The sequence below is a fragment of the Sphingobacterium chungjuense genome, from assembly GCF_011316935.1.
GTDB lineage: Bacteria > Bacteroidota > Bacteroidia > Sphingobacteriales > Sphingobacteriaceae > Sphingobacterium > Sphingobacterium chungjuense.
On record NZ_WLYS01000002.1, the window covers coordinates 443,436 to 457,051 of the forward strand.

Below are 13,616 nucleotides of genomic sequence, written 5' to 3' on the forward strand. Positions count from 1 at the left end.
CTTAACCGTCAATTGTTTGTGATAATACTCTTGTTTTTTCCTTTTTTTTATACCTTTGCAAATCTTGAATATTTTTATTATTAAACTGAAAATACAACAAATCTTAATTATAACGACTGATAGAAATGCAGAGTAAAGGGCTGATTAAATTTTTGGTAGTAGTGGTTTCGTTAGCATGCCTCTACTCCCTATCATTCACTTTTGTAACCAGGAAAGTGGAAAGTGATGCCGCAGAATACGCGCAGGGCGATATGCTCAAAGAAAAAGCGTATTTGGATTCGGTTGCTGGGCAGGTGGTATATAACCTTGGCGTAGCGAAGTATACCTATCGCGAAGCGAAAGCGCGTGAGATCGCTTTAGGATTGGATCTTAAAGGTGGTATGAACGTAACGATGGAGATCTCTTTAGATGAGTTGATCCGTAACCTAGCTAACAATCCAAAAGATCAAGCTTTCAACAAATCGTTGGAAAGCGCTTTAGCTAAAAGTAAATCGACCAACACTTCGTTGATTGATTTATTTGTGGATGAGTACAAAGCATCTGGTTCAGGCACACCAATCGCATCCTTCTTTGCTACAAAAGATAATGCAGCTTCTGTAAACGCAAACAGTTCAGAAGGTCAGGTTCGCACGTGGTTAAAGCGCGAAGCAGACAATGCGATCGAGAACTCCTACAAAGTATTGCGTACGCGTATCGACAAGTTCGGTGTTGCTTCTCCAAACATCCAGATTCAGCAAGGTACTAACCGTATCTTGGTCGAATTGCCAGGTATCAAAGATGAAGACCGTGTTCGTAAATTGTTACAAGGATCCGCTAAACTGGAGTTTTTCGAAACACATAGCAATCCCGATGTATATCCCTTGTTGGAAAACATCGATAAAACAGTAGCAGCCGCTTTACGTAGTGAGAAATCAACTACAGCAACCGCAGCTACAACTAGTAAAGACAGTACGGCAACAGATAGCACCGCTTCTGACGCCAACTTATTGGCTAATCTAGGCGCTAAAAATGCGGATAGCGATACTTCTTCTGCTGTGCAAGCACAGTTAGCACAACAAAACCCGTTGTTCGCAGTTCTTAATCCTTCGGTTTACTCCGCACAAAACGGACAACCTCAGTTGACGCCTGGCGCAACAGTTGGTTATGCTCATTTGAAAGACACAGCACGTGTAAATCAATATTTAAATCGCCCAGAAGTACGTTCGATGATTCCTTCGAACTTGAAGTTCATGTGGTCTGTAAAACCAGAGCACAACTCACCAGATTTCTTGTCGTTGTTTGCCATTAAAACAAGCAATACGGAAAGTGGCGCTATCCTTACAGGTGATGTAATTACCGAAGCACGTGATGATTTCGATCAGAGCAACAGACCTGTTGTATCTATGGGAATGAATGCAGAAGGCGCTCGCCAATGGAGACGTATTACTGCGCAAGCTGCTCAAAGCAATGCATCCATCGCAATTATCTTAGACGGTGTGGTTTACTCTGCACCTACAGTGAATGAAGAAATCCCTGGTGGTAACTCTTCTATCTCGGGAAACTTTACGATCGAGGATACGAAAGATTTGGCCAACGTCTTGAAAGCGGGTCGCCTTCCAACTACGGCAAAAATCGTAGAAGAAGCCATTGTCGGTCCTTCTCTTGGTCAGGCAGCGATTGATGCTGGTGTAAACTCGGCGGTTATTGGTTTTGCTGTCGTGATGATCTTCATGGTCGCTTACTATAACCGTGCTGGTATTGCTGCTAACATTGCGGTAGTATTCAACGTATTTTTCTTGTTAGGAATTCTAGCTTCGCTAAATGCGGTATTAACGCTACCAGGTATTGCCGGTATCGTATTGACGATGGGTACTGCAGTAGATGCCAACGTACTGATTTACGAACGTATTCGTGAAGAATTAGGTTTAGGTAAATCGATGCGTCAAGCGATTGCTGATGGTTACAAGCATGCGATGCCTTCGATTCTCGATTCACAAATCACGACGTTACTGGTAGGTGTGATCTTGTTCTTTACTGGATCTGGACCTATTCAAGGTTTCGCCACCACGTTGATGATCGGTATCGTTACATCGTTATTCACAGCGATTTTCATCTCTCGTTTGATTTTCGAATACTTATTAGATAAGAACAAAAAGATCTCTGTTTCTTTCCCTTGGTCTGCTAACACGTTGAAAAATGCCAACTTCCATTTCGTAGGAAAGCGTAAAGTTTACTATGCAATCTCTGTCATTGTCTCGATTCTATGTATCATCTCGATCTTCACCAAAGGATTCTCCCTTGGGGTAGATTTCCAAGGTGGTCGTACGTATACGGTTCGTTATGACAATAATGTTAACCTAGAAGATGTACGTAGCAACTTAGATGCTGTGTTTGGATTGACTACAGAGGTAAAAACCTTTGGTAGCGAAAACCAAATTAAAGTAACGACTACCTACCATATCGAAGAAACTAGTGATGAGGCCGACGGCGAAGTATTGGCTAAATTGAATGAAGGTTTGTCCAAAGTTGGTGGCAACAAATACGAGATCCTTTCGCAACAAAAAGTAGGTCCTTCCATTGCGAGCGACATTCGCGATCGGGCGATCTATGCGGCTATCTTTTCGATCTTAATCATCGCTGCTTACATCTTGCTTCGTTTCCGCAGATGGCAGTATTCTGTATCGGCAGCGATCTCTACCACACACGATGGTATTGTATTGTTAGGTATCTTCTCTGCATTAGATGGATTGGTACCATTCTCCTTAGATATTGATCAGCACTTTGTTGCGGCATTATTAACGGTATTAGCATACTCAGTGAACGATACCGTGGTTGTATTTGACCGTCTTCGTGAATACTTATCAAAACCTTTCGGTAAAAACGAAAACTTGGGAAGCACGATTAACAAAGCGATCAACTCCACATTGAGCCGTACGATCATCACGTCATTGACCTTGATCTTCGTGTTAGCAGTATTATTTATCTTCGGTGGTGAGGTGATTAGAGGTTTCTCTTTCGCGATCTTGATCGGTATCATTGTAGCAACCTACTCTTCGATCTTCATCGCTGCTCCTACGATGTACGACTTGACACCAGACGATAGCGCGGTGCAAGAAATTACACCGAAAGCGAAAGAAGCAAAAACAGTAACTAGCTAATCGCAAACGACAGTTTTGAATACGTATAGAGCTGGCTTTCTGTTAACAGAAAGCCAGCTCTTTTTCATAGCTATGCGAAGCAAGGGTTAACAAAAGTTAAACAACTTGCGAGCCGCTCAACCTTGGCGTATATTTGACTATTCATAATTTTAGGTTAATAATTGGTTAGTTTAGCATTGCCACTCTCCACGAGTGGCAATGCTTTTTTTATATGTGACGACACGATCTACTGAACCATCTTTATAGCAAGGATATGACACTTTTGATTCTTCGCCCAATAAGATATTCCTCATTTTTATTTAGCTTTGACCAACAATTAGAAGACAATGATGAAAGGTAAATTCTCCATATTAAGTCTGGCCATCGCGCTTAGCGTAGCAGCCTGTAATAACACGGAATCCAACAAAAATCAAGCGGCGGATCCTCATGCAGGCCACGATCATAGCACACATGAAGAAGCGGCTACATCTCACGCTCAGACCCCACCGCCTGCTCAGCCCGAAGAGCAAGATCCAACAGCGAGTATACCAGAGTTTAAGTTCTACAAAGTGAAGTCTGGCTTTGGCTACGAGAAGAAAGATATACCTAGCGGCAAAAACACCGTATTCATCTTGTTTGATCCATCGTGTGGGCATTGTCAACAAGAAACACAAGCACTCGCTAAAAACTACGATAAGATTAAAGACATCAACATCCTATATATCTCGATGAATGACCCAGGTTTGATGGTCAATTTCTTACCGTCTTTTGGTAAAGAACTCGATGGCAAACCGAATGTAGAAGTGCTATATGACAGAAATCAGGAGTTCATCCGCAAATTCCATATACCAAGCATGTTCCCTGCGAACTATGTATACGGAGCAGATGGCAACTTGAAAAATCATTGGGTGGGTGAAAAAGGTATTGATGAAATTTTAACCGCATTTGTACAGTAATAGATTAGATGAGGATTGCAATTAATGGGTTTGGGAGAATAGGGCGAAATACGCTACGGCATCTGTTGCAGCGCGAATTGGATGGCGTTACGGTGGTTGCGATCAATGATTTGGCAGATGCTTCAACATTGGCTCATCTTTTTAAGTACGATTCGGTACACGGTCCTGCACCCATGCCTGTCGCCCACCGCGATGGTTATTTAGAACTGGGAGATCATGCTATACAAATCTTTAATGAGAAAGATCCTGAGCGCTTGCCTTGGTCTGTCTTGGGTATAGATCTAGTGATCGAATCTACGGGTCATTTTACCACCGCTGCTTCTGCATCGAAACACCTTACGGCAGGTGCGCGTCAAGTTGTGATTTCTGCACCTTCACCAGACAAAGAGATTCCAACGGTCGTATTGGGCATCAACGATGATACTTTCGATTGGAATGCTCCTATATTTTCCAATGCCTCATGTACCACAAATAATGTAGCGCCACTCGTCAAGATTTTAGACGACAATTGGTCGATCCAAGATGGCTACATCACCACCGTACATTCCATGACGGGAGATCAGAATTTACACGATGCGCCACACCGAGATTTGAGGCGTGCCCGTGCAGCCTCCTCTTCTATTATCCCAACATCAACTGGTGCAGCAAAAGCCATTACCAATGTGTTTACACATTTGGAAGGCAAGTTAGGCGGTGCCGGTATTCGTGTTCCGGTATTAAATGGTTCTTTAACAGATTTTACCTGCACGTTAGCAAAGCCAACTTCTGTGGAAGAAATCAATGCAACCTTTAAAGCTGCCGCCGAAGGTGATCTGAAAAATGTATTGTATTATACCGAAGATCCCATTGTCTCGGTCGACATCATTAATAATCCGTACTCCTGTGTGTTTGATGCACAACTGACCTCTATCGTGGGCGGATTAGTAAAAGTAGTGGGTTGGTATGATAACGAATACGGCTATTCGAGTCGCATGGTGGATATTGTACACATCCTAAGTCGCTTAGAGGCGACCCTCGACGCCTAATCCAAAAAGCGCAAAATCATATTTCACGGGATCGGAAGGATCTAGCAAGCGTAACTGAGTGGTTAGCTCCATCGCCATATTCCAATTGACTGTGGGCGTAGTAATCATGCCCAGCTTCCGCCCTACGCGCTCTACATGTACATCACACGGACAAATCAAATCGGCGGGACGAATCTTCGACCAAATTCCAAAATCCACTCCTTGTGCATCGCGACGTACCATCCAGCGCAGAAACATATTCAAACGCTTGCAGCTCGATTTCTGCATGGGCGAACTGATGTGCTTACGTGTGCGTTCTGGGTAATCCAGCAGAGAAAAAAAATAGGATTTGAAGTAATTGAGCGCTTGCTCCACTGATACGTGTTCACGATCTTCCTGCCCCCATACAAAGGCCATTTCCAACGAGTCGTGCTGTGCATAATGATAGCGCAAGAAAGCGATGAAATAGAGTAAATCCGTATCGTTGAACGTACGATGCTTGAACCCCAGCAGACGGGCAAGATCTTGATCAGAATGGTTAAGGACAAAGGCATATGGTTCGCCCTGCATCCGTTCTATCAGCTCGGTACATTTATTGATAATCGTCTTGCGCTGTCCCCAAGCCAAAATGCTGGCAAATAGTCCCATAATCTCCACATCCTGCTTCAGAGTAAAGCGATGCGGAATGACGATTGGGTCGGATTCAATAAAACCCGGACGATTGTACTCAGCCACTTTTTGATCCAAAAATTCTTTTAAATCAAAATGAGCCATATCTTATTAACCTACGATCTGTTTGTAAATAGCGTCTTTGAGCTGCTGGATATTTTTACCGGAAACGGATGAAATAAACAAATATGGAATATCTTGCGGTACTTGCGCTTTCATCTGTTCTTCTAATTCATCATCCAACATATCCGATTTGGTGATCGCCAGCATACGTGGTTTGTCGACTAACTCCGGGTTGTATGCGGTAAGCTCCCGCAATAGGATATCGTACTCTTCAGCGATGGTGCGATCGGTATCTGCAGGCACCATAAATAGCAAAACAGAGTTTCGCTCGATATGTCGCAAGAAACGATAACCTAAACCCTTACCTTCTGATGCGCCTTCAATAATACCTGGAATATCCGCCATCACAAAAGATTTGCTGTCGCGATACGACACAATACCCAAGTTAGGCACAATAGTCGTGAATGGATAATCAGCAATCTCAGGTTTAGCCGCTGAAACAACCGACAATAAAGTCGATTTTCCAGCATTTGGAAATCCCACTAAACCGACATCTGCTAATACTTTCAGCTCCAAGATCATCCATTCCTCTTTACCGGGAATACCGGGTTGCGAGTACCGCGGAGTTTGTTGGGTCGGTGTCTTGAAATGCCAGTTGCCCAAGCCTCCTTTACCGCCTTCGGTCAAGATTTTAGTTTCGCCTTCTTCCGTGATTTCAAACAAGACTTCACCAGTTTCCGCATTTTTAGCGATCGTACCTAGCGGTACTTCCAATATTTCATCTTTACCCGTAGCACCGGAGCGCAAAGCACTGCCACCGCGCTCTCCATCGGCAGCAATTATATGTTTACGGTATTTCAAATGCAGCAAGGTCCAGTGATTGGTAGAACCTTTGAGAATGATATGGCCACCGCGACCGCCGTCGCCGCCATCAGGACCACCTTTGGCAGTAAACTTGTCTCTATGCAGATGCGCCGAGCCTGCACCTCCGTGGCCAGAACGACAACATACTTTTACATAATCAACAAAATTAGAACCCTGTGCCATATCAATATTATAATTACCGTAGATTAACCTACTAGATGTTTGTCAATAACGTTAGATAGATTGCCGAATATCTCGTCGATCTCTCCAATGCCATCAATCTTATTCAATTTACCCTGTTTTTCGTAGTATGGCAACACGTGTATCGTCTTGCTAAAATACTCTTCAATACGTTTTTTCAATTTATCTGCCGCATCATCTGCACGACCAGATATTTCTTGCCTTTTGGCAATGCGCGTAGTCAACTCTTCTTCACTTACGTCAAGCGCTAGCACCGTGCTAATCGGCTGTCCGTTGGACTCCAAAAATTGATCCAGCGCTTCTGCTTGGGCTACCGTACGAGGAAAACCATCGAAGATAAAACCCTTCGCATTTTGATGCTCATTGATCTCCTGCTCTAGCATAGAGATAGTAATTGAATCCGGCACCAAATTACCATCAGCGATAATTTGATTTACCTTCTTGCCCAGTTCAGTTTCGTTCTTGATATGAGCGCGAAACATATCTCCGGTCGAGATATGATGCAATCCATATTGAGCGATTAGTTTTTCCGACTGTGTCCCCTTACCTGCACCAGGAGGGCCAAAAATTACAAGGTTTAACATAACTTTCTGTTATTTTGTTTATTGCAAAATAAAAGCCTAATCCGTGGATCGAATTAGGCTTTGATGTTAATAACGTGCGCTCAAAGGGAGTCGAACCCCTAACCTCCTGATCCGTAGTCAGGTGCTCTATCCAATTAAGCTATGAGCGCCGCTTCCAAAAGCATATCGAGTCTGGCCCGTTTTGTTTTGGTGTTGCAAATATAGTAAAATGCTTTATCCTAACAAATATTTTTTCATCAAATGCTACCTCGATATGGCACAATTAGCGTACAAAAAGAGGCAAAACACTTCATAATGAATAACTAACGTAAAGAGAACAAATCGTCTACGCCTAGCAATTTTCTACTTGTAAATCCTTCCCCATACCTTGCCTGAATGCTACGACCAAACTCTCGAGCCCTGCCTTCTGTATATAGAATAAAATCTGGTGTAGATATATAGGTCTGTGGCTCATTACTATCTGCTGGCGCATTGAACTGCGTGGTGTAGGCCAATATCGATTGCTTTTTGATCTCCCAATACGGTGTAATATCCAATATAATATCCGGCTGTATGTATTTATCTTGAATCAACTGTAATTGCAAACGCGGTCGAAAACTTTCTTGAATACCATCCTCATTGTGCGTTTCGATCCTTCTTAAGCCAGCCAAAAAAAGTGCATCATTCACGAGCTTACTTGCCCTGCCATGATCTGGATGACGATCATCTACTGCATTCGTAATAACCACTTCTGGACGATATTGGCGAATGCACTGAATGATGGCCAACTGATTTGCTTCATTATTCTCAAAAAAACCATCTCTTAACCCCAAGTTTACGCGAATAGCAACCCCCAAGATATCGGCAGCAGCCTGTGCTTCTGCCGCACGTGTTTCTGCTGTGCCCCGTGTCCCTAACTCACCGCGAGTAAGATCCACAATTCCGACTTTTTTGCCTTCGGCTACATAGCGTGCAATTGTACCACCTGCTCCCAATTCAGCATCGTCAGGATGCACTGTTATCACCATCAAATCCAATTCCATACCGGTAGATTATTGTTTAAAAATGTAGACAAAGATAGTGTTTAAACGCGTAAATTAAGAGAATGTTCGAAATATGACGCTAATCGCAGAAAACGAATACTCTATACTAAAAGGTTATCTACTAGCGGTTAATAGACATCGGTCGAGCCTGTTCGTACTCACGAATAATGGATTCTATCACAAAGTCTTCCTGAGGATCGTACGTACTTTTCAGATTATGACCCACCACGCGAGCCACACCCTGATAGACAAATGCCGTGACGCCGCCCTTCATTTCTTTGACTAATTCATAACTGGTATTGCCCGTCTGCCTTTCGATCAATTTGATTAAGATCTTACCTTGGCTGATCGAAAGATTTTTGACTTCCGAATTGATTTTGTGTTTGATCTCGTGCTCGCACTCTTTAACTAGTCTTTTATGCTCTTTTTTGCTTTGAGCTAACGCGAGATCGCGATCTAATTGCGCATAGCGCTTTTGCGCGTAAATAGCATAGGGAAGTACACGCAAGACATTTCGTTTGAGACGCAAGTATTGCATGCGCTCTTCTTCATTTTTCCATGGCCTAAAGCCAAAGACCGCTACTTCCGGAATCAAAAAAGATGGTACGACTTCACCACTTTCCAAGCGCGCGGTCTGATAGCTCTCGACAACTTGTGGCTGGCCGGCGCCATAATGAGGCATGATCAATTGTTGAGCATACCCTATTACAGGACACAAAAAGAACACTACAACCGCACAAATCAAGACTCTCATACACGAATTAAATCGCAATTTCATTTTACAAACACACGAATTTTCCTTAAATTTATGTTTAACAAAAATCATGCTACTTTACCATACCGCTTGAATACGTAAAGATAAAGTAAATTGAAAGAACTCACAACCTTTGGGATACGATATGGAAGAATATGTGATTGATATTGAGGCGGAAAACAAGGAGATAAGGAAACGATATCGAGCACTGTTGCGAGCATGTAAACCTACTTTGCAGCGTGGGGACAAGCAAGAAATCCGGCGAGCCTTTGACTTGTCGTTAGAGAGCCACAAAGATATGCGCCGAAAAAGCGGCGAACCTTATATATACCATCCGATTGCGGTAGCACAAATCGCGGCAGAAGAAATTGGATTGGGCACGACTTCTATCGTGTGTGCGCTATTGCATGATGTGGTAGAAGACACCAGCATGACCGTTGAAGAGATCGAGCAACAATTCGGAAAGAAGGTAGCCCGCATTATTGATGGGCTGACCAAAATTTCCGGCATTTTCGACACCAACAGCTCCATCCAAGCCGAGAACTTTCGGAAGATGTTGCTTACGCTTGCAGACGATGTGCGCGTCATCTTGATCAAACTTGCCGACCGATTGCACAATATGCGTACGATGGAGTTTATGGCACGCCACAAGCAGCTTAAAATTGCCTCAGAAACCAGCTATTTATACGCACCGCTTGCGCATCGTCTGGGTCTGTACGCTATCAAATCGGAGTTAGAAGATCTGTCTATGAAATACACAGATCCCGATACCTATAAATTTATTGCCAGAAAGCTGAATGAGAAAAAGGCTGAACGCGAAAAATTTATTGGCAGCTTCGTAGCGCCAATCAAAGAGATCTTGGCAGGAGAAGGTATCAAAGCAGATGTTTTCGGTCGGCCGAAATCCATCCATTCCATCTGGAACAAAATGCGCAAAAAATCCATTCCTTTCGAAGAGGTATACGACCTTTTTGCCATTCGGGTAATCATTGATACGGTTGATGAAAAGGAAAAGACAGAGTGTTGGAAAGTGTACTCGATTGTAACAGATCTGTATCGCCCAAATCCTGATCGCCTGCGCGACTGGATTTCTTCTCCTAAAGGAAATGGTTACGAATCCTTGCACACTACCTTGATGGGCCCGCGCGGACAATGGGTGGAGGTGCAAATCCGTACCAAACGCATGAATGAGATTGCCGAAAAAGGTTTCGCTGCACATTGGAAGTATAAAGAATCTAACTCAGACAGTGGTTTGGATCAATGGATCCAAAAAGTACGCGATGTACTTAGTACGGCAGAGCCAGATGCGATCGATTTCGTGGATGATTTTAAGATGAATCTCTTCTCGGACGAGATCTTCATCTTCACGCCCAAGGGTACATTGGTACAATTACCACATAATGCTACGGCATTGGATTTTGCTTTCGAGATTCATTCCGACATTGGCGCGACCTGTATCGGAGCAAAGGTAAACCACAAATTGGTTCCCCTATCTCATCCGCTACACAATGGCGATCAGGTAGAAATCATTACTTCGGCCAAACAAAGTCCGAAGGAAGATTGGCTCAACTTTGTGGTTACGGCTAAAGCGCGTTCGAAAATCAAATCTTCGCTAAAAGAAGAGAAGAGACGCGTAGCAGAAGATGGCAAGGAAATTCTGGAAAGAAAACTCAAGTCTTTAAAAATCACGTACAACACAGACAATATCAATAAGATTGCCAATCACTTTAAGTTTGCCAGTTCGCAGGATTTGTTTTTTCAGGTTGCTAAAGGTGCGATCGACATCAAAAACTTAAGAGAATACGCGGCCTCCGAAAAATCGGAAGATGCTAATAACAACCAATTTCAATCACATGTCACGGGTTTGGTCGATAAGATCAACAAAAAGGACATGGACACGATCTTGATTGGAGACGATTTGCAGAAGATCGATTATACCCTTGCACCGTGTTGCAATCCTATTCCAGGCGACGATATTTTCGGATTCTTGACCGTGAATGACGGCATCAAAATCCACCGTACGAGCTGCCCCAATGCCTCTCGCCTGATGGCAAACTATGGGTATCGTATTTTGAAGGCGCAGTGGTCATCGTCGCAAGGCAATACCTCTTTCTTGACTGGCCTTCGTATCGTCGGAATTGATGACGTCGGACTCGTGAACAAAATTACGACGGTAATTTCCAGAAATTTCAATGTGAACATACGATCACTGTCTATATCCAGTAACGAAGGTATTTTTGAGGGCAACATCATGGTATTCGTGAATGATATCGAGCAGCTAGACAATCTGATTAGCAATGTGCTACGCATACCAGGCATCACAAGTGTATCTCGCTACGAATCCGAAAACAGGAGTTAAAAAAATCCATCTTATATACTGATTTTAATAGGACATTAAGTTGATATGATATTCCAGCAAAATTTGGTAAATTTGTACAGAAGAATACAAGGAATGTATGAAGCAAGGTGAAAGTTACGAAACAGTAAAAAAGATATTTGAAGCATATCTGGAAAACAAGAATCTGAGAAAGACTCCAGAAAGGTATGCTATCTTGGAAGAGATCTATTCACGGACAGATCACTTCGATGTGGAATCATTGTATATCCACATGAAAAACAAGAAATATCGCGTAAGTAGAGCAACAGTGTACAATACATTGGAGCTGTTGGTATCGTGTGATTTGGTGACCAAGCATCAGTTTGGCCGCAATATGGCACAGTTCGAGAAATCGTATGGCTATAAGCAACATGATCATGTGATTTGTATTGAATGCAATAAGGTAGTGGAGTTTTGCGACCCACGTATTCATCAAATTCAAAGCATGATGGGCGAACTATTGAAATTCGAAATCAAACATCACTCCTTAAATTTGTATGGAGTCTGTGAGGAATGTAGAGAGAAAGAAGCTGCCAAGACTCCAACGGAGACAGTAGCATCCGAAGTTTAGTGATATGTCTGCTTTTTTGACATAAGTTTCACTTTTCTAGATAACAATAGTACTTTTGTTCGGGATAATTGAACACTTCATTTATCCCGAACTTTTTTATGTAGTACGCATTGCAAAGTATACAATTTATTTAATCATATATCTCAATTCAATATGCAAGTTGATGTCCTTTTGGGCTTACAATGGGGAGACGAAGGTAAAGGAAAAATCGTCGATGTTTTTTGCCCAAAATACGATCTGATTGCCCGTTTTCAGGGCGGACCGAATGCTGGCCATACGCTAGAGTTTGATAACAAAAAATTTGTTCTAAACACCATTCCTTCCGGAATCTTTAACGAAGACACCTTGAACCTAATTGGTAACGGTGTGGTTATCGATCCGATCATCCTAAAAAGAGAACTAGATAACTTGAAGCAAGCGGGATTTGATCCAGTTGCCAAAGGGAAATTGGTGATTGCACGCAAAGCACACTTGATCTTACCTACCCATCAACTATTGGATGCAGCGTCTGAAAGTAATATGGGTACGAGTAAAATTGGCTCTACCTTGAAAGGTATCGGGCCCACTTACATGGACAAAACTGGTCGTAATGGTCTACGTGTAGGGGATACAACCTTGCCAGACTTCTTGGATCGCTATGAGAAATTGAAACAAAAACACCTTTCTATCTTAGCGCATTATGGCGATTTACCTGATTTTGCAGATCGTGAAAAAGCTTTCTTAGAAGCGGTAGAGTTCTTGAAAAGCATTCCACATGTTGATTCCGAGCATTTGGTGAATCAATACTTGAAAGACGGCAAACGTGTATTGGCCGAAGGTGCTCAAGGAACATTATTGGATGTTGATTTTGGATCATATCCATTTGTGACTTCTTCTAACACAACTACAGCTGGCGCTTGTACTGGTTTGGGTATTGCTCCAAATCGTATCGGCCAAGTATATGGTATCTTCAAAGCGTACGCAACACGTGTAGGTGGCGGACCATTCCCAACAGAATTGCACGACGAAACTGGTGAAGAGTTGCGCAAACTAGGCCATGAATTTGGTGCAACTACTGGGCGTGCGAGACGCACAGGGTGGATTGATATTCCAGCTCTAAAATATGCCATCATGATCAATGGTGTGACTGAATTAATCATGATGAAGGCAGATGTATTGGATACGTTTGATAAGATTTATGCTTGTACGCACTATAAACATAATGGTGAGGTGATCGACTATATGCCGTATGAGATCATCACGAACGAAGCAGAACCTATATACGAAGAGATCCAAGGTTGGAATCAGGATTTAACTGGTATTCGTAAACCAGAAGATATCCCTGCAGCGCTTAATAATTACATTGCTTATTTAGAGAAAGCGTTGGAAGTGCCGATCAAATACCTTTCGGTAGGTCCAGATCGTGTACAAACTATCGTACTTTAAGCTATTAGGT

At 42.8% G+C, this 13,616-nt stretch carries 11 protein-coding genes and 1 tRNA gene; 6 read left to right on the forward strand and 6 right to left on the reverse strand.

The features are described from left to right. Positions 1–125: 125 nt before the first annotated feature. The 3 genes from secDF to gap all read left to right on the forward strand — a co-directional run bounded on the left by secDF (position 126) and on the right by gap (position 5,097). Positions 126–3,137, forward strand: a complete 3,012-nt coding sequence (secDF, locus tag GKO22_RS06715) for a protein translocase subunit SecDF (protein ID WP_166333465.1) — start codon at positions 126–128, stop codon at positions 3,135–3,137. 326 nt (positions 3,138–3,463) lie between these two features. After that, positions 3,464–4,072 (forward strand): peroxiredoxin family protein, encoded by a 609-nt coding sequence (locus GKO22_RS06720; RefSeq protein ID WP_166333467.1) that lies wholly within the window; start codon positions 3,464–3,466, stop codon positions 4,070–4,072. Positions 4,073–4,080: 8 nt separating this feature from the next. Next, positions 4,081–5,097 (forward strand): type I glyceraldehyde-3-phosphate dehydrogenase, encoded by a 1,017-nt coding sequence (gene gap / locus GKO22_RS06725; RefSeq protein WP_166333469.1) that lies wholly within the window; start codon positions 4,081–4,083, stop codon positions 5,095–5,097. On the opposite strand, the gene GKO22_RS06730 is transcribed toward gap, so the two are convergent. From GKO22_RS06730 to GKO22_RS06755, 6 genes are all read right to left on the reverse strand, one after another. Next, on the reverse strand, positions 5,074–5,850 hold the full coding sequence (locus GKO22_RS06730; protein ID WP_166333471.1) for a TIGR02757 family protein: 777 nt from the start codon (positions 5,848–5,850) through the stop codon (positions 5,074–5,076). The two genes, gap and GKO22_RS06730, sit on opposite strands and share 24 nt — an antisense overlap. Before the next feature lie 6 nt (positions 5,851–5,856). Then, a complete protein-coding gene (gene obgE / locus GKO22_RS06735) occupies positions 5,857–6,855 on the reverse strand; it encodes a GTPase ObgE (protein ID WP_116774499.1) in 999 nt (332 codons plus the stop codon). A gap of 23 nt (positions 6,856–6,878) precedes the next feature. Further along, a complete protein-coding gene (locus GKO22_RS06740) occupies positions 6,879–7,457 on the reverse strand; it encodes an adenylate kinase (protein ID WP_116774498.1) in 579 nt (192 codons plus the stop codon). Positions 7,458–7,532: 75 nt separating this feature from the next. Then, positions 7,533–7,606, reverse strand: a tRNA-Arg gene (locus GKO22_RS06745). A 153-nt stretch (positions 7,607–7,759) separates the two neighbouring features. After that, positions 7,760–8,479, reverse strand: a complete 720-nt coding sequence (bshB1, locus tag GKO22_RS06750; RefSeq protein ID WP_166333473.1) for a bacillithiol biosynthesis deacetylase BshB1 — start codon at positions 8,477–8,479, stop codon at positions 7,760–7,762. A 121-nt stretch (positions 8,480–8,600) separates the two neighbouring features. After that, the gene (locus GKO22_RS06755) at positions 8,601–9,161 is read right to left on the reverse strand and encodes a DUF4294 domain-containing protein (RefSeq protein WP_240920172.1); all 561 of its coding nucleotides are present in this window, start codon (positions 9,159–9,161) and stop codon (positions 8,601–8,603) included. 217 nt (positions 9,162–9,378) lie between these two features. Between GKO22_RS06755 and GKO22_RS06760 the strand changes: the two genes are divergently transcribed. From GKO22_RS06760 to GKO22_RS06770, 3 genes are all read left to right on the forward strand, one after another. Next, entirely contained in the window at positions 9,379–11,592 is a 2,214-nt protein-coding gene (locus GKO22_RS06760) for a RelA/SpoT family protein (protein WP_166333860.1), read from the forward strand. 97 nt (positions 11,593–11,689) lie between these two features. Beyond that, a complete protein-coding gene (locus tag GKO22_RS06765) occupies positions 11,690–12,181 on the forward strand; it encodes a Fur family transcriptional regulator (protein WP_116774494.1) in 492 nt (163 codons plus the stop codon). Between the two features lie 153 nt (positions 12,182–12,334). Then, the gene (locus GKO22_RS06770; RefSeq protein WP_166333477.1) at positions 12,335–13,606 is read left to right on the forward strand and encodes an adenylosuccinate synthase; all 1,272 of its coding nucleotides are present in this window, start codon (positions 12,335–12,337) and stop codon (positions 13,604–13,606) included. Positions 13,607–13,616 lie beyond the last annotated feature (10 nt).

What these genes read in the sequence shown, in the direction of transcription:
- secDF (WP_166333465.1), top strand. Translation starts at nt 126, where the DNA reads ATGCAGAGTAAAGGGCTGATTAAATTTTTGGTAGTAGTGGTTTCGTTA.
- GKO22_RS06720 (WP_166333467.1), top strand. Translation starts at nt 3,464, where the DNA reads ATGATGAAAGGTAAATTCTCCATATTAAGTCTGGCCATCGCGCTTAGC.
- gap (WP_166333469.1), top strand. Translation starts at nt 4,081, where the DNA reads ATGAGGATTGCAATTAATGGGTTTGGGAGAATAGGGCGAAATACGCTA.
- GKO22_RS06730 (WP_166333471.1), bottom strand. Translation starts at nt 5,850, where the DNA reads ATGGCTCATTTTGATTTAAAAGAATTTTTGGATCAAAAAGTGGCTGAG.
- obgE (WP_116774499.1), bottom strand. Translation starts at nt 6,855, where the DNA reads ATGGCACAGGGTTCTAATTTTGTTGATTATGTAAAAGTATGTTGTCGT.
- GKO22_RS06740 (WP_116774498.1), bottom strand. Translation starts at nt 7,457, where the DNA reads ATGTTAAACCTTGTAATTTTTGGCCCTCCTGGTGCAGGTAAGGGGACA.
- bshB1 (WP_166333473.1), bottom strand. Translation starts at nt 8,479, where the DNA reads ATGGAATTGGATTTGATGGTGATAACAGTGCATCCTGACGATGCTGAA.
- GKO22_RS06755 (WP_240920172.1), bottom strand. Translation starts at nt 9,161, where the DNA reads ATGCCTCATTATGGCGCCGGCCAGCCACAAGTTGTCGAGAGCTATCAG.
- GKO22_RS06760 (WP_166333860.1), top strand. Translation starts at nt 9,379, where the DNA reads ATGGAAGAATATGTGATTGATATTGAGGCGGAAAACAAGGAGATAAGG.
- GKO22_RS06765 (WP_116774494.1), top strand. Translation starts at nt 11,690, where the DNA reads ATGAAGCAAGGTGAAAGTTACGAAACAGTAAAAAAGATATTTGAAGCA.
- GKO22_RS06770 (WP_166333477.1), top strand. Translation starts at nt 12,335, where the DNA reads ATGCAAGTTGATGTCCTTTTGGGCTTACAATGGGGAGACGAAGGTAAA.